14 protein-coding genes and 1 pseudogene are annotated in these 14,761 nt (G+C 70.0%); 2 read left to right on the top strand and 13 right to left on the bottom strand.

Annotated elements, in window-relative coordinates:
- Positions 1–67: 67 nt before the first annotated feature.
- From CEK69_RS15330 to CEK69_RS15320, 3 genes and pseudogenes are all read right to left on the bottom strand, one after another.
- Positions 68–229, bottom strand: a pseudogene (locus CEK69_RS15330) (TonB-dependent receptor); the annotation flags it as partial.
- Positions 230–413: 184 nt separating this feature from the next.
- Positions 414–983, bottom strand: a complete 570-nt coding sequence (locus tag CEK69_RS15325) for a cytochrome b (RefSeq protein WP_152246515.1) — start codon at positions 981–983, stop codon at positions 414–416.
- Entirely contained in the window at positions 980–2,077 is a 1,098-nt protein-coding gene (locus CEK69_RS15320) for a catalase family peroxidase (RefSeq protein ID WP_152236634.1), read from the bottom strand. Before CEK69_RS15320 ends, CEK69_RS15325 begins: the two co-directional genes overlap by 4 nt.
- A 211-nt stretch (positions 2,078–2,288) precedes the next feature.
- On the opposite strand from CEK69_RS15320, the gene CEK69_RS15315 reads away from it, so the two are divergent.
- Positions 2,289–3,239, top strand: a complete 951-nt coding sequence (locus CEK69_RS15315; RefSeq protein ID WP_043093590.1) for a calcium/sodium antiporter — start codon at positions 2,289–2,291, stop codon at positions 3,237–3,239.
- A 57-nt stretch (positions 3,240–3,296) separates the two neighbouring features.
- Here CEK69_RS15315 and CEK69_RS15310 read toward each other — a convergent pair whose 3' ends face one another.
- The 6 genes from CEK69_RS15310 to CEK69_RS15285 are packed head-to-tail and all read right to left on the bottom strand — an operon-like array spanning position 3,297 to position 9,206.
- The gene (locus tag CEK69_RS15310; RefSeq protein WP_017908202.1) at positions 3,297–3,668 is read right to left on the bottom strand and encodes a Na+/H+ antiporter subunit G; all 372 of its coding nucleotides are present in this window, start codon (positions 3,666–3,668) and stop codon (positions 3,297–3,299) included.
- Complete coding sequence (locus tag CEK69_RS15305; protein WP_017908201.1) at positions 3,665–3,949, bottom strand: K+/H+ antiporter subunit F; 285 nt, start codon at positions 3,947–3,949, stop codon at positions 3,665–3,667. The genes CEK69_RS15310 and CEK69_RS15305 overlap by 4 nt, the downstream gene beginning before the upstream one ends.
- Positions 3,946–4,449, bottom strand: coding sequence for a Na+/H+ antiporter subunit E (locus CEK69_RS15300; RefSeq protein ID WP_010341382.1), 504 nt, complete (start codon positions 4,447–4,449; stop codon positions 3,946–3,948). Before CEK69_RS15300 ends, CEK69_RS15305 begins: the two co-directional genes overlap by 4 nt.
- Before the next feature lies 1 nt (position 4,450).
- Positions 4,451–6,013 carry a monovalent cation/H+ antiporter subunit D gene (locus tag CEK69_RS15295; protein ID WP_152246513.1) on the bottom strand — a complete coding sequence of 521 codons (1,563 nt, stop codon included), beginning with the start codon at positions 6,011–6,013 and terminating at the stop codon, positions 4,451–4,453.
- On the bottom strand, positions 6,010–6,375 hold the full coding sequence (locus CEK69_RS15290; protein ID WP_152246511.1) for a Na+/H+ antiporter subunit C: 366 nt from the start codon (positions 6,373–6,375) through the stop codon (positions 6,010–6,012). The genes CEK69_RS15295 and CEK69_RS15290 overlap by 4 nt, the downstream gene beginning before the upstream one ends.
- A complete protein-coding gene (locus tag CEK69_RS15285; RefSeq protein WP_152246509.1) occupies positions 6,375–9,206 on the bottom strand; it encodes a monovalent cation/H+ antiporter subunit A in 2,832 nt (943 codons plus the stop codon). Before CEK69_RS15285 ends, CEK69_RS15290 begins: the two co-directional genes overlap by 1 nt.
- 446 nt (positions 9,207–9,652) lie before the next feature.
- Here CEK69_RS15285 and CEK69_RS15280 point away from each other — a divergent pair, with 446 nt between their 5' ends.
- Positions 9,653–10,582: an NAD-dependent epimerase/dehydratase family protein gene (locus CEK69_RS15280; RefSeq protein ID WP_152246507.1), complete on the top strand. Its 930-nt coding sequence runs from the start codon at positions 9,653–9,655 to the stop codon at positions 10,580–10,582.
- A 121-nt stretch (positions 10,583–10,703) separates the two neighbouring features.
- On the opposite strand, the gene CEK69_RS15275 is transcribed toward CEK69_RS15280, so the two are convergent.
- The 4 genes from CEK69_RS15275 to CEK69_RS15255 all read right to left on the bottom strand — a co-directional run bounded on the left by CEK69_RS15275 (position 10,704) and on the right by CEK69_RS15255 (position 14,639).
- Positions 10,704–11,186, bottom strand: coding sequence for an Mpo1-like protein (locus CEK69_RS15275; RefSeq protein WP_152236627.1), 483 nt, complete (start codon positions 11,184–11,186; stop codon positions 10,704–10,706).
- A gap of 260 nt (positions 11,187–11,446) precedes the next feature.
- Positions 11,447–13,324, bottom strand: coding sequence for a peptidoglycan-binding protein (locus CEK69_RS21085; protein ID WP_193314007.1), 1,878 nt, complete (start codon positions 13,322–13,324; stop codon positions 11,447–11,449).
- Between the two features lie 51 nt (positions 13,325–13,375).
- Complete coding sequence (locus tag CEK69_RS15260; protein WP_226975182.1) at positions 13,376–14,059, bottom strand: hypothetical protein; 684 nt, start codon at positions 14,057–14,059, stop codon at positions 13,376–13,378.
- Between the two features lie 112 nt (positions 14,060–14,171).
- Positions 14,172–14,639 carry a hypothetical protein gene (locus CEK69_RS15255; RefSeq protein ID WP_150410974.1) on the bottom strand — a complete coding sequence of 156 codons (468 nt, stop codon included), beginning with the start codon at positions 14,637–14,639 and terminating at the stop codon, positions 14,172–14,174.
- Positions 14,640–14,761: the final 122 nt, after the last annotated feature.

The raw sequence follows: 14,761 nt of genomic DNA, 5'->3' as shown, positions 1-14,761 counted from the left end.
CAGTGCCGCGGTCGCGCGCCTGCGCCGCGGCCGTGCCAGCGTCAGCACCCGCGCGCGGCCTGCCGACTCAGAACGACCAGCTGAAGCTCAGCGTGCCGTTGCGCGGTTCGCCCCAGGCGCCGTAGCCGTAGATCTGCGCGTAGTAACGCTTGTCCAGCAGGTTGTTGAGGTTGAGCTGCACCGAGAAGGCCGGCGACAGGCGGTAGCGCGCGAAAGCGCTGACCAGCGCGCCCGTCCGCCGACAAGTGTAACGGCGGCCCGGGACCGGGACCATGTCGGGGGCGACACAAACGCGTGGCGTCGCCAGGGAGACAGGCCGCACCGCACTGGCCGATCGACGTGCGCGTGACGCCGCTAGCGTGCGCAGCGCGGGACGCACGCGTTGCGCCCCGCGTGTCGCGTCGTCGGGTGGACTACGCCTTGTCGCGTGGCGCTGCAGGCGTCGCCGCGCCGCGCGCCATGCTCGAGAACACGCCATCGCGGCGTACCCAGGCATGGAACAGCGCCGCGCACAGATGCATCAGCACCGTGGCGAACAGCAGGTAGGCCAGCCAGCCGTGCGCGCTGCGCAGCCAGGCGTACAGCGCCGGGCTGTGCGGGGCGATCGGCGGCAACTGCACGCCCGGCCACAGCACGATCGGATAGCCGCCGGCCGAGAGCATCGACCAGCCCAGCAGCGGCATCGCCAGCATCAGCGCGTACAGCAGCCAGTGCGAGGCGTGCGCGGCGGCTTTTTGCCAGCGCGGCAGGTCGGCCGGCAGTGGCGGCGGCCGGTGCCGCAGGCGGTTGCCCAGGCGCACCAGCACCAGCAACCCGATGGCGATGCCGAGCGGGCGGTGCAGGTTCAGCAGCCAGGGCCGCTGCGACACCGAGGCGACCATGCCCACGCCGACGAACAGCATGGTCAGGATCATCGCCGCCATCAGCCAGTGCAGGACGCGCGCGAGCAGGTTGAAGTGCGCGGAGCGGTCGTCGCGGTTCATTGCGCACCTCCGTGCGGCTTGCCGGTCGCATCGGGCGCCTGGCCGCGGGCGATCTCGCGCTCGCGGCGGTTGAAGGACTGCGAGTACACCGCCGAGCGCGCGGCCAGGATCGGATCGTCGGAGCCGGCGATGCCGTGCGGCAGGATCAGCGGATCGTAGTTGAGGTCGCGGCACGGCCCGGTGGCCTGCGGCTCGGCATGGTCCAGCACCAGGGTGCCGGCGACCACCTGCTGGCGGTCCTGCGGCCACGGCTGCGACGGATCGTCGACCGGGTCGCCGGGCGCGGCCACGGTCAGCACCAGGTCCCAGCGCAGCGGACCGCGCGCCAGCCGCGCCTGCAGGTCTTCGCTGAGGAAGTCGGCGTCGGCCTTGGCGCGTTGCTCGGCCGACAGCGGCGCGAACGGGGTCTGCGGGCGCATCGACCAGCGCACTGCATGCGTGCTGCCGTCGGCGGCGGTGAAGCGGAACGCGTTGACGCCGTTGTACTGGGTGTTGGCCCAGCTGTTGGACCACGGTGCGGTCTTGGCCCACTCCTGGAACTTCTTCGCTTCCGGATAGCGCTGCAGGAACGCCGCCATCTTCGCCGGATCCGGCTTGCCGGTGGCCGGATCCGGCCGCGCGGCCAGCGTCTGCGCCATGAAGCCCTCGGTGCTGGCGACCACGAAGAACGGGAAGCTGTTCATCGCCGTGCGCCATTCCTGGCCGTCGTCGCTGCGCAACTGCAGCGCCATGCTGCGCACGCGGGCGGCGCCGTCGGCGCCGTGCGGGTCGCCGCCGCCGATCGACAGGCGGCCCAGCACCGGCACCGAGGATTGCGCGAACACCCGTGCCGAGGACAGCGCGCTGCCCTGGCCGTTGCCCTCGAAATGGCCGCTGACGCACACGCCCTTGCTGTGCGCACGGCGGAAGCCCGGATGCGGCGGGCCGCCGGCTTCGATGGCGTCGGTCATGCGCTGCGCGGTCAGCCGTTGCGGGCCGCCGAGCCAGCCGGCGCTCCAGGCGAAGGCGGCGGCGAGTGCCGCGGCGATCGCGGCGATGCCGGCCAGCGCCAGCCAGGGCCGCCGCGGCGGCGGCGTGGGATCGGGACGGGACATGGGCGGCTCCTGTGGCGAAGGCGAGGGGAGGGACGCGGTCGGGCGCGCGGCAGGCGCTAGCAGACACGGTCGGGCATGAACGCAGTGCAGTGGCGGCGGGTTGCGCGCGGGACTGGCCGTCGCAGCGTGCCATGGCCGGGCAGGCACGACCACGGCGGCGTCATCGGCGCTGCGCATAGAATCGCCGCATCTTGCGGGCAGGGAGTCGGCGATGGCCGGTGCGATCGGATTGGTGCTGTTGGGGCTGGCGTTCCTGGCGCTGGGCGGGGACTCGATCGTGAAGGCGGCCTCCGGCCTGGCGCAGCGCTGCGGCGCCTCGCCGTTCGTGGCCGGCTTGCTGCTGGTGGCCTTCGGCACCTCGCTGCCGGAACTGGCGGTCAACGCGCGCGCCTACGCCGCCGGCGCGCAGGACCTGGCGTTGGGCAACGCGATCGGCAGCAACCTGGCCAATCTCGGCCTGACCCTGGGCCTGGCCGCGCTGGCGGCACCGCTGCTGCTGCGCACGCGCCTGCTGCCGCCACTGCTGGTGCTGCTGACCCTGGCGACGCTGGCGCTGATCGGCTTCGGCCTGGATGGCGCGATCTCGCGCGCTGAGGGCGTGGCGCTGCTGCTGGCCTTCGTCGGCGTGGTCGCCTTCCTGCTGCTGCGCGCGCGGCATGAACCGGCCGCGCGCCAGCTTGGCGTGTCCGGCTACGCGGTGACCCGCACCGGGCTGGTGCTGAATCTGCTGCGCCTGCTGATCGCTCTCGTGTTGTTGAACGCTGGCGCCAATCTGGTGGTGGAACACGCGCCGCGGCTGGGTGCGGCCTGGGGCCTGTCGCCGCTGCTGGTCGGCCTGCTGCCGGTGGCGATCGGCACCGCGCTGCCGGAAGCCGCCGCCGCGGTGGCCGCCGCGCGCCGGGGCCAGGGCGACATGGTGGTCGGCCATGTGCTGGGCTCGAGCCTGTTCAACCTGCTGGTGGTGATCGGCGGCATGGCGGCGCTGCGGCCGCTGCCGTTGCCGGCCTCGTTCGTGCGCCTGGAACTGCCGGCAGCGATCGCGCTGGCGGCGGTGCTGTACCCGATGCTGCGCGGCGACATGCGGTTGAGTCGCGGCGAGGGCGCGGTGCTGCTGGTGGCGTTCCTGGCGTGGGTGGGACTGGAGCTGGCGTTGCTGGCGTGAGTGCCGAGAGTGGGGAATCGGGAATCGGGAAAGCCGCTCCTACGCAGACCCGCGCGCTCAGCGCTCCTCCGGCTGCTCCGGCGGCGGCAGCCCTTCCTGCTCGGCGTGGTCGCTGCCCGGCACCTGCGGGCGCTGTTCCAGCATCAGCGACAGCGCCGCCTTGGCCATCATGTGCGCACTGATCGGCGCGGTGATGAACAGGAATGCGGTGATCAGCAACTCGCGCGGCTGCGGGTCCTGGCCCAGGAACAGGTGGTAGCCGACAGAGGCCAGCAGCACGCAGCCCACGCCCAGGGTGCTGGCCTTGGTCGGTGCGTGCAGGCGCTTGAAGAAGTCCGACAGCTTCACCAGCCCCAGCGCGCCGACCAGGATGAAGAAGCAGCCGACGATCAGCAGCAGCGACAGGCCGACCTGCAGCACGCCGATCATTCGACGATGTCCCGGCGCAGCACGAACTTGCTCAGCACCACGGTGCTGCCGAAGCCGAGCATGGCGATGATCAGCGCCGCCTCGAAATACACCGGCGAATCCAGGTACATGCCGAACAGCATCAGCTCGGCGATCGCGGTCACCGACAGCGTGTCCAGCGCCAGGATGCGGTCGGGTACGGTTGGCCCGCGCAGCAGCCGCCACAGCGCAAGCAGCATCGCCAGCGCCACCACGTGCATGCACACGACGATCGTGGTCTCGATGAACATGTGGCTGGTCATGGGAAGATCTCCATCAACGGCGCTTCGTAGCGCGTCTTGATCTGCCGGATCACGGTCTCGGCATCGTCCAGGTGCAGCACGTGCACCAGCAGGTACTTGCGGTCGTCCGACAGCGCCGCCGACACCGTGCCCGGGGTCAGGGTGATCATGCTGGTCAGCGCGGCGATGCCGTGGATGTTGGCGATGTCCAGCGGCACCCAGATGAAGCCGGGGTGGATGCGTTTCTCCGGGCCGAGCACCTGCAGCGCCACCACCACGTTGGAGCGCACGATGTCCCAGGCCGCCACGCACAGCATCTTCGGCACCGGGCGCAGCGAGCCGATGCGCGCGAACTCGCGGTCCAGGCGCGCGGCGAACAGCGGCACCGCCACGCCCAGCACCGCGCCCAGCAGCACCTGGCCGAGACTGAAGCTGTCGCTCATCAGCAGCCAGAACGCAGTGACGGTCAGGCTCAGCGGCCAGGACGGGAACAGGCGGCGCGACCAGGGACGGGCGGACATGTCAGGGCTCCCGCAGGATCGGCGCGGTGCCGCGCAGCTGGGTGGTGTAGTCGGCCGGGCGCAGCAGTTGTGCGGCGGCGTCCTCGCTGTAGCGCAGCAGCGGCCCGGCGGCCACGGTCATCGCCACGCCGTAGCCGAGCAGCAGCACGGTGGCGGCGGTTTCCAGCGGCCGTGCCGGCGCCTTGCGCGGTGCCGGGCGCGGCAGCTCCACGGTGCCGTCCTCGGCCGTGTCCTGGTCGCCGGGCACGCGCCAGAACAGGCGCACGCCGCCGCGGGTCAGGCCCATGATCACCATCAGGCTGCTGAGCAGCACCGCCGCCCACACCGGCGCGGTCAGCCCGCCCGGCGTCGCGCTGAGGATCGCCACCTTGGCCAGGAAGCCGGACAGCGGCGGCAGCCCGGCCACCGAGATCGCCGCGATCAGGAACAGCACGCCCGGCACGGTCTTGCCCGGCAGCGGCGCGATGATCTCCTTGCGGTCGCCGGCGCCGCCGCGGCGGCGCCGGATCAGGTCGGCGATCATGAACAACGCCGCGGCGACGAAGCTGCTGTGCGCCAGGTAGTACAGACCGGCGCCGAGCGTGCCCGGCACATCCAGGGCGAAGGCCACGAACAGCGTGGCCGCCGACACGATCACCAGGTAGCCGATCAGCACCCGCAGGCGCACCGCCGCCAGCACGCCCAGCGCGGCCAGCAGCAGCGTCGCCAGGCCCAGCCACAGCAGCCAGTCGCGGCCGTAGCCGTCCAGCGCCTGCGCCTGGCTGCCGAGGATCAGCGTGCTCACCCGCAGCACCGCGTACAGGCCGACCTTGGTCATGATCACGAACAGCGCCGCCACCGCCGCCGGCGCCCGCGCATAGGTTTCCGGCAGCCACAGGTACAGCGGCAGCAGCGCGGCCTTGGCGCAGAACACCAGCAGCAACAGGCCGAACGCGGCCTTGATCAGCGCCACGTTCTGCGGCGGCGCCTGCGCCACGCGCTGCGACAGCTCGGCCATGTTCAACGAACCGAGCAGGGCATACAGCAGGCCCAGCGCGATCAGGAACACGGTGGAGGAGGTGACGTTGAACACCACGTAATGGAAGCCCACGCGCAGGCGCAGGCTGCGCCCGCCGCTGAGCAGCAGGCCGTAGGAGGCGATCAGCATCACCTCGAAGAACACGAACAGGTTGAACACGTCGCCGGTCAGGAACGCGCCGTTGAGGCCGACCAGCTGGAACTGGAACAGCGCATGGAAATGCGGTGCGCGCCGGTCCCAACCGGCGCAGGCGTGCAGCAGGCAGGCGCCGGCGAGCAGGGTGGTGGTCGCCAGCATCCATGCCGACAGGCGGTCGGCCATCAGCACGATGCCCAGCCGCGAGGGCCAGTCGCCGAGCAGGTAGGCATGGACCTGACCGTCGCTCACCTGCACGCACAGCGCCAGCACCGCCGCGGCCAGCGCCGTCATCGCGGTCCACGCCACCGCGCGGCGCACCTTGCGACCGTAGCGGCGGTGCTCGGCGAACAGCGACAGCGCCGCGCCGAGCAACGGGATCAGGATCGGCAGGATCAGCAGATGGGTCATGGCGCCTCCCCATCGGCGGGGTCGGTGTCCGGGCGCGCATCGACGTGGTCGCTGTGGTTGTCGCCGCGGCTGCGCATGGCCAGCACGATGCTCACCGCGGTCATCGCGAAGGCGATCACGATCGCGGTCAGCACCAGCGCCTGCGGCAGCGGGTCGGCGTGCTCGGCCAGGGTCGGGGCGATGCCGTCGCGCAGCACCGGCGCCTTGCCCTGCACCAGCCGGCCGCCGGCGAAGATCAGCAGGTTGGTGGCGTAGGACAGCACGGTCATGCCCAGGATCACGTCGAAGCTGCGCGCGCGCAGCAGCAGGTACACGCCCACCGCGGTCAGCACGCCGATCGCGCTCGCCAGTGCCAGTTCCATCAGTGCATCTCCCCGGTGATGGGCGAACGCCGCGCCGGGTCGATCTGCCCGCGCTGCGAATCGCGGGTGCGCGAGGGCTTGATCGTGCCCATCATCGACAGCGTCAGCATGGTGCCGCCGAACACCACCAGGTACACGCCGGTATCGAAGACCAGCGCGCTGGCCAGCGGAACCGTGCCGATCAGCGGCAACTGCAGATCCAGATGGCCGCTGGTCAGGAACGGCACTCCGAACAGCATCGAGGCCATGCCGCCGAGCGTGGCCAGCAGCAGGCCCAGGCCGATGCAGCGGATGTAGTCGAAGCCGAAGCGCGACTCCACCGAGGCCGCGCCCTGGATCACGTACTGCATCAGCAGCGGCACCGCCAGCACCAGCCCGGCGATGAAGCCGCCGCCGGGCGCGTTGTGGCCGCGCAGGAACAGGAAGATCGACACGGTCAGGGTCAGCGGGAACATCAGCTGCGCCAGGTCGGCTGGCACCGGCAGCTTGATCGGCGGACCGGGCATCACCTTCTCCGGCGCCATCCGCGCGCGCCGCAGCAGTGCGTGCACCACCAGCGCGGCGATGCCGAACACGGTGATCTCGCCGAAGGTATCGAAGCCGCGGAAGTCCACCAGGATCACGTTGACCACGTTGCGGCCGTAGGCTTCCGGCAGCGCGCGCTGCAGCAGTTCGCCGGCCATCGTCGTCGCTGGCCGGGTCATCACCGAATACGCCAGCAGGGCCATGCCGCCGCCGGCGACGATTGCCAGGGCCGCATCGCGCCAGCGGCGCCAACGCCGCGGTTCCGGCGGCGAGGCCTTGGGCAGGTAGTTCATGCCCAGCAGCATCAGCACCAGGGTCACCATCTCCACCAGCAACTGGGTCAGCGCCAGGTCCGGCGCGGACAGGAACACGAACACCAGGCTCACGCCCAGCCCGCTGCCGCCCAGCACCAGCACCGCCAGCAGCCGCTGCTGGTACAGGAACAGCGTGGACAACGCGCAACTGAGGATCAGCAGCCACAGGCCCCAGCCCAGCAGCGGCATCCCCTGCGGCGCCGGCCACTGCTGCCACAGCGGCGGCGCGTGCAGCAGCGGCGCGGCCACGACCACCACCGCGGCCAGCACCAGCCAGCGCAGGCTGCGCTGCAGGCTGCCGTTGGCGAGCAAGCGGGTAAAGCGGGCGGCCACGCCGAACAGGGTCTGCACGTGCCAGTGGAACACGCGCTTGCCCAGCGAGCGGCGCACCTCGGTGTACAGCGCGGTCAGCCGGCGCAGCCCGAAATACAGCGCGACGCCGCCGACCACGCCGGCGATGCTCATCGCCAGCGGTGCGTTCCAGCCGTGCCAGACGGCCAGGCTGTAGTCGGGCAGGGCGTTGCCGAGGATCGCGCCGGCGGCGCTGCGCAGCACCGGCGCCACGGTCAGCGCCGGCACGATGCCGACCGCCACGCACACCAGCACCAGGATCTCCACCGGAATCTTCATCCAGCGCGGCGGCTCGTGCGGCATCGTCTGCAGGTCGCGCGGGCCCTTGCCGAAGAACGTCTCGTAGACGAAGCGCAGGCTGTAGGCCACGCCGAACACGCCGGCCAGCAGTGCCGAGGTCGCGGTGAACACGCGCATCGCCGCCGGGCCGTCCGCGCCCAGCGCCTCGGCGAAGAACATCTCCTTGGACAGGAAGCCGTTGAGCAGCGGGATGCCGGCCATCGATAGCGAGGCGGTGATCGCCAGCGCGCTGGTGATCGGCATCCAGCGGCGCAGGTTGCCGAGCCGTCGCATGTCGCGGGTGTGGGTCTCGTGGTCGATGATGCCGGCGGCCATGAACAGCGAGGCCTTGAACACCGCATGGTTGAGGATGTGGAACACGCCGGCCACCACCGCCATCGGCGTGGACAGCCCGAACAGCATGGTGATCAGGCCCAGGTGCGAGATCGTCGAATACGCCAGCAGGCCCTTGAGGTCGTGCTGGAAGATCGCGAACCAGGCGCCGGTGAGCAGGGTGATCGCGCCGACGCCGCTGACCGTGTAGAAGAACAGGTCGCTGCCGGCCAGCGCCGGATGCAGCCGCGCCAGCAGGAACACGCCGGCCTTCACCATCGTCGCCGAATGCAGATAGGCCGACACCGGGGTGGGCGCGGCCATCGCGTGCGGCAGCCAGAAATGGAACGGGAACTGCGCGCTCTTGGTGAAGATGCCGAGCAGGATCAGCCCCAGCGCCCACGGATACAGCGGGCTGGCGCGGATCACGTCGCCGGCGGCGAGCACCGCGTCGAGCTGGTAGCTGCCGACGATGCGCCCCAGCAGCAGCACGCCGCCGAGCAGCGCCAGGCCACCGCCGCCGGTGATCACCAGGGCCATGCGCGCGCCGTCGCGCGCGTCCTGGCGGTGCGACCAGAAGCCGATCAGCAGGAACGAACTGATGCTGGTCAGTTCCCAGAACACCATCAGCAGCAACAGGTTGCCGGCAATCACCATGCCCAGCATCGCGCCCATGAACAGCAGCAGGCAGGCGTAGAAGCGCGCCGCGTTCTCGCGCGCGCTGAGGTAATAGTGCGCGTACATCACCACTAGCGCGCCGATCGCCAGCACCAGGCCGGCGAACATCCAGGCCAGCCCGTCCAGGCGCAGCGAGAACTGCAGGCCGATCTGCGGCAGCCAGGCGTGGTCGGCACGGACGATGCCGCCGTCGAGCACGGTGGGCGTCAGCGCGCCGAGCACCGCCAGGCCCGCCAACGGCGCCAGCGCCGCGGCCCAGGCCAGGGTGGCACGCGAGCGGTGGCGCAGGGCGACGACGGCCGCCGCCATCAGAAACGGCAAGGCCAGCAGGAGGTCGAGGGCTGGGATCATGCAGGGAATACGAGATTCGCGAGCAGGAGCCCGAGTGTAACAGGCGCGTCACGGCGGTGGCCGGCGCGGGAACGGAAGGCGTGCACGGTCATGCCGACAGCGTAGCGGTGCGCAGGTGATGCGCTTGCGAGTGCGGGCGGGAGGGGGGTGATCGAACGCTGGCGATGCGCCACACGCCATGCGCGCCATGCGGCGTGCGCTTTGCGTGTGGCGCAAGCATCGCCGTGGGTGAGCGCATTCTGCAGCGCGTCGCGCGTCGCTCTCCATCCGGGTGCCGGTGCGTGCGGCCGTACCAGGTCGTCGGTGCGCTTGGCGATCGTTGGCCGCTGCGTGTGTCCGCGCCACGTGTCGCCTTGTCCGCCTCCACCGGCCGTCGCATGCCGTGCAGCGTGCGGATGCCGGGTGATTCCAGCCGCAAACGGCGGCGCACGCACTATCCTGTGCCGATGACAGATTCGCTCGCCGCTGCCTCCGCTTCTCCGACGACCGTCGCGCCACCGCGCATCGCACTGGTGTTCGGCGGCAGCGGCCAGATCGGCGAGCGCCTGCTGCGCCGCCTGCTGGCCGACGGATGGGAGGTGCACGCCTACTCCCGGCAGGCGCGCGCGGCGCACCGCGGCCTGCACTGGCATGCCGGCGAACTCAGTGCGCTGCAGGCGCCACCGGTGGCGGCGGAGGTGGTGTTCAGTTGCGGGCCGCTGGACGCTTTCGCCGACTGGTATCGGCGCGCGCCCGTCGCCGCTTCGCGCGTGGTCGCCTTCGGCTCCACCAGCCTGGAGGTCAAGCGCGACTCGCTGGACGCCGCCGAACGCGACGTCGCCCGGCGCCTGCGCGAGGCCGAAGCCATCGTGTTCGCGGTGGCCGCCGAACGCGGCGCGGCGGCGACGGTGTTGCGGCCGACCCTGGTCTACGGCGCCGGCCGCGACCGCACCCTCAGCGCGATCGCGGCACTGGCGCGGCGCACCGGCTGGTTCGTGCTGCCGCGCAGCGCCAGCGGCCTGCGCCAGCCGGTGCACGTGCAGGACCTGGCCGACGCGGCGCTGGCGGTGCTGGCGCACCCGGCCACGCACGGGCGCAGCTACGCCCTCGGTGGCGGCGAGACGCTCAGCTACCGTGAGATGGTGCGGCGGGTGCTGGCCGCGCTGCGGCCGCCGGCGCGGCTGCTATCGCTGCCACATGCGGCGTTCGCGTTGGCGCTGACGCTGGCCCACGCCTGCGGCCGCCTGCAGGGCATGAACCGCGCCGCGCTGCAGCGCATGCGCGAGGACCTGGCATTCGACCTGCAACCGGCGCAGCAGGATTTCGGCTACGCGCCGCGCGCCTTCGCGCCGGATGCGGCGATGTTGGGCCTTGAGGCCGGGGACACGGCGCAGTAGGGCTGACACGGCGTCGCGTCCTCGCTGGCGCGATGCGGGCAGCGCGTAGGCGCGGCCGGTGGAGGAATCCCGGCAGCGCCTGCGTCCGCCTGGCGATGCGCGGTGGTGTTGCTGGCCGCGCTCAGTAGCGCCAGTGCATGCGCCGGTACAGCTTGGCCAGCACCCAGGCCGGGCCGATCAGCAGATAGGTCAGATCGGTGAGGAAGCTGGGTCGATGGCCTTCCAGCGCATGTCCGATGAACTGCGCGATCCAGGCCACCACGAACACGCCGATCGCCAGCCACAGCAGCCCCTGCAGGCCCAGGTGCGCTTCCAGCAGCCGGCACAGGCAACCGCAGAAGAAGAACGCCGCCAGCATGCCGTAGCCCAGCGGGCGCGACAGGCGGTTGTAGTACATCCATGCCGCGAACATGCCCAGCGCCGCCCACAGCCCGCTCTGGAACCAGGTGCCGCCGACCGGGATGCACCACAGCAGGGCCACCACCGACCACAGGATCGCCGGCACCGCGACCACGTGGATGCGCTGGTTGGCGGCATTGCGGTGATCGTCGGAATAGCTGGCGAAATAGCGGTCGATCGGGCGCGCGTAGGCGGTGGTATCCATCTTCCCTCCCAGGAACCGCTCCAGCATAGCGCCATCGCCGGCGCGATGCGGAGACACCGGTGTGCGTGGGGCGAGGGACGTCGTGCGGTGCGGTTGCCGGCCACGCGCTCCGGCGGCGACCTGCGATGGCGTTTGGCGGTGCCTGCTGCTGGCGTCCTCGCTGCGCAGAGGGCGGCGAGATGCCGCAATGCTGGGGAACGCAGTGCCGGGGAAAAGAGCGATCGCGCCACACCGGCGCGATCGCTCCATCACGCCTGCACTCAGGCGCGCGCCATGCTCCTGTTCGTCTCCTGCTGCTGCTCGCGCTGCACCGTTTCCTGCTGCTGCGCGGACTGGCGGGCCAGCTGCGCGCTGGTCTGCTCCAGCGGCGGTGCCGGCTGCTGCAGGTCCACCACCGCACGGAAGCCCGGCGTGGTCCCGGCGACGAAGGCCTTGTCGTTGGCTACATTGACCTCCTTCAGCTTGTCGGGACTGTCGATCCCGGCCTGCTTGGCCTGCAGCGTGAGGTTGGCCACCGCCTCGTTCGAGAGCTTGGCGTGCGGCGGATTGGCCTTCTCGGCACCGCGATCGGCTTCCGTGCGCATCTTGTCGTACAGCGGCGTATCCGGATGCCCCGGCTCGCCCAGCTGCAGGCCTTTCGCCGGCTTGGCCTGGGCCTGCTCGGCGGCGGCGAGCCCGGCCCGGGTGTCGCGGCCGACGATGCCGTCCTGGGTGAGGCCGCGCTGTTTCTGGAAGGCGATGACCGCCTCGCGGGTGTGCTCGCCAAAGCGTCCATCCTCGGCCAACGCCTTGCCTTGCGCGTCTCGCACGCCCATGCGGTTGAGCTGACGCTGCAACGCTTCCACTTCATTGCCGCGCTCGCCCTGCTTGAGCAGACCATCGGCCATGGAGACACTCTTGGCGCCGTGGGTTTCTGCAGGTGCGGCGGATGCTTGCCGTGCAGGAACTTCGCCATTGCCATGCAATGGTGCACGAACCTGGAACTCCGGCTTGGGGGTCAACGCGCCCACGATGCGGGTGCCGCCTCCATCCCAGTAGCCGCCTGGGCTAATCGTGACCTCCGCCGGTCCGGTCCTGCCTTGCGAGCCGATGAACTGGATGTTTCCCGCCTCGTCGTACCCCTTGAAGATGCCGATGTGTTGCCCCTTCGGCGAAGAAAACAGCAGCAGATCGCCCTGGTGCAATGAGCCATTGGGTTTGCGTGCTTCCGCCGCGGAGGTGACATCGAAATGCTCGCGCGCATACGGTGTGACCTGCGAGCCATTGAAGAGCTTGGCGGTGGTGAATCCTGCGGCATTCTCGCCCGGTACGTCGTAGCCGGCGTTCTTGAGTCCGCGCCACACGAAGGCCGAACAATCCACGCCAAGGCGACCGTCGCCATCGCCATCGCGCTCCAGGCGGCTGCTGTCGCGCCCGGGCCTGGGATGGTCCGGACGACCGTATTCGTAGTGCCGGCCTTCGTTGAAGAAGTGCTGGTACGCCTCGTTGTAGACCGCCGCGCTGGGTCTATCGGATGTCGCGGGGGCAGGACTCGATGCAGCGGGCGTAGCTGGGGACGTCGGTTGCGCCACGGTCTGTGCCGTGGTCTGAGCGGGTGTTTGGACTGTGACCTCGCCCGCTCGCCAACCCTCAAAGCGCCTGATGCCGTCGGCCAGCGCTTCGCGCTCGCGCTCGCTCATCTGCGCAACCGTTTTATTACGCAGGTCCACGCCTTGGCGGTCGCCCTCCGTGAAAATGGTGGCGGCCTGTTCGCGATGATGCGTGGTGCCGCTGTAATCGGCCTTCGAGTAGCGCGGCAGCATCTGTTCGACCGTGTCGTTGCCGAAGCGTCGCTCCAGCAGTTGTATCTTGGCAGCACGGCCCGCCTCGTAGCTTTCAAAAACAGCATTGCCCCATTGGTCGAGACCCACGACGCCGCGATAGGTGCTCTGCGCTGACTGCAATGCCTCCTCGCGTGTACGCTGGCTGTTGGCTGTTTTGTCTGCGCTGCCAGCGAACTCGAACTTGAGGTTGCCGGGGTTGTTGTTACGCCACGACACCGATCCACCTGATCGGCTGACGGTACTTCCATCGTCCATCTCTACCGTGCGCGTGGTGCCGACGCTGCTGACGAGTCGAGTGATTTTGGGGTCCGACATACCTTGCTCTCCTTGCGAATGGACAAGCACGCGTGCTTGTGGGGACGGTTGCTACATTCCGTTTGAAAACACGTCCAGCGCGCTGGCGCTGACCCAGCCTTGCGCGCAGTTGCCAGCATAGCGACCCGGCGCGGCGACATGGCAGGCATCGCCGCTTGCACGGGAGGACCACTGGATCGGGCGGTCCCCATACTGCTGGCATAGCGCATTGCCCTTGCATTGCGCCACGCTGTCTGCCGGAATCGCGACGACGTAGTAGTACATAGGATTTTGGCCGGCGCGGGCGATGCCTTGGACACAAACGAGTTGCCCTTGCGAGAAAGTGGCCCTCGGTGCGGCATGGCTCCCCGTGGTCGGCACGACATTCAGCGCAGGCGTGCCCTTGGCGTTGGCAACGCCTGCGAAGAATCCCTGCGCGCCACAGTCTGCGGTCAGTTCGACGTCGTAGTAGTCGCCCGCGTCCAGATTGCCTGCCGTGCAGTTCCGTGCCGTCTTGCTGTCTTCGCATTGCACGCCGCTCGACTGCAGCAGTTGCTGTACTTCGTCGTTCGATGTGGCGTCCGCAACTGGGGCTGCGGCGGGAGGAGCTTTGGCGGGCGTGGGGTCGGTTGCGGCCACGGCGGCAGGGGCAGCGGATTGGCCGTTGCTGCATGCGCTCAGCGCGAGTAGCAACACCGAAACGGCAGGCCACACAACGCGATTGCTGAGGCGGCGGGAAGGACGGGACGAACGCATCTTTACCTCACGTGCGAGCAGGATCGCGGAAATGTAACGCTGGAGGGATACAGCTTGGTGAAGGAAATGAGGGCTGAGGGAGTGCCCGCGCCATGCGGCCAGAGCGCGTCGGTTACACGGCCTGATCGTCTACGCGAACCAGCGTCCAGCACGGCTTCTGCGCGAACTGGTAGACCTGCTGGTCGCTGGTATCGGGCGTGCGCACCAGGACCTGCCGGCCCTCGGCGTTCTGCGTCACCACGACCTCGCGCCCGCCCTTGCGGGCTGCCTCCAGGTTCGGGATCACCGGCCATTCGACCTCGGCCAGGGGCACGTTGCGGGTCACCGGCGCCGGTTCCGGCTGCGCGTCCGGGTCGATGTGGATCATCGTCAACGGGTTGGCGGTCGCCTTCTCCTGGACTGCGATGTCGGCGCTGAAGCGCTTGAGGAAGGCATCGAAATCGGCGTCCTGGCAACGCGGGGCGGCTGCGGCGGCTGCGGCGGGTGCGGTCTGCGCGGGCGCGCCAGCCGCCGCAGTGACCGTGGAGCCAGCCGGTTGCGCCTTGCACGCAACCAGGGCCGCGGCCAATGCCAGGGACATCAGAATGGGGCGTGCGGTAGCCAACGGATCTTCCTGATCGGGTCGGGCGGGCAATCGCCCCGCGGGCGGATGAGTTTAGTTCACCAGGATCATCATGTCGTGAAGTCGGGGCGGGGCATTGC

The organism is Xanthomonas sp. LMG 12462, from assembly GCF_009192885.1.
Lineage (GTDB): Bacteria > Pseudomonadota > Gammaproteobacteria > Xanthomonadales > Xanthomonadaceae > Xanthomonas_A > Xanthomonas_A sontii.
The sequence above is the reverse complement of the archived record's forward strand: the minus strand, read 5'-3'. Positions and strand labels throughout refer to the sequence as shown.

Bases quoted from the DNA above. Each gene is read 5' to 3' on its own strand.
- CEK69_RS15315 (WP_043093590.1), top strand. From the start codon at position 2,289: ATGGCCGGTGCGATCGGATTGGTGCTGTTGGGGCTGGCGTTCCTGGCG.
- CEK69_RS15305 (WP_017908201.1), bottom strand. From the start codon at position 3,949: ATGACCAGCCACATGTTCATCGAGACCACGATCGTCGTGTGCATGCAC.
- CEK69_RS15255 (WP_150410974.1), bottom strand. From the start codon at position 14,639: ATGTCCCTGGCATTGGCCGCGGCCCTGGTTGCGTGCAAGGCGCAACCG.
- CEK69_RS15280 (WP_152246507.1), top strand. From the start codon at position 9,653: ATGACAGATTCGCTCGCCGCTGCCTCCGCTTCTCCGACGACCGTCGCG.
- CEK69_RS15260 (WP_226975182.1), bottom strand. From the start codon at position 14,059: ATGCGTTCGTCCCGTCCTTCCCGCCGCCTCAGCAATCGCGTTGTGTGG.
- CEK69_RS15310 (WP_017908202.1), bottom strand. From the start codon at position 3,668: ATGATCGGCGTGCTGCAGGTCGGCCTGTCGCTGCTGCTGATCGTCGGC.
- CEK69_RS15290 (WP_152246511.1), bottom strand. From the start codon at position 6,375: ATGGAACTGGCACTGGCGAGCGCGATCGGCGTGCTGACCGCGGTGGGC.
- CEK69_RS15295 (WP_152246513.1), bottom strand. From the start codon at position 6,013: ATGACCCATCTGCTGATCCTGCCGATCCTGATCCCGTTGCTCGGCGCG.
- CEK69_RS15275 (WP_152236627.1), bottom strand. From the start codon at position 11,186: ATGGATACCACCGCCTACGCGCGCCCGATCGACCGCTATTTCGCCAGC.
- CEK69_RS15320 (WP_152236634.1), bottom strand. From the start codon at position 2,077: ATGTCCCGTCCCGATCCCACGCCGCCGCCGCGGCGGCCCTGGCTGGCG.
- CEK69_RS15285 (WP_152246509.1), bottom strand. From the start codon at position 9,206: ATGATCCCAGCCCTCGACCTCCTGCTGGCCTTGCCGTTTCTGATGGCG.
- CEK69_RS15300 (WP_010341382.1), bottom strand. From the start codon at position 4,449: ATGTCCGCCCGTCCCTGGTCGCGCCGCCTGTTCCCGTCCTGGCCGCTG.
- CEK69_RS15325 (WP_152246515.1), bottom strand. From the start codon at position 983: ATGAACCGCGACGACCGCTCCGCGCACTTCAACCTGCTCGCGCGCGTC.
- CEK69_RS21085 (WP_193314007.1), bottom strand. From the start codon at position 13,324: ATGTCGGACCCCAAAATCACTCGACTCGTCAGCAGCGTCGGCACCACG.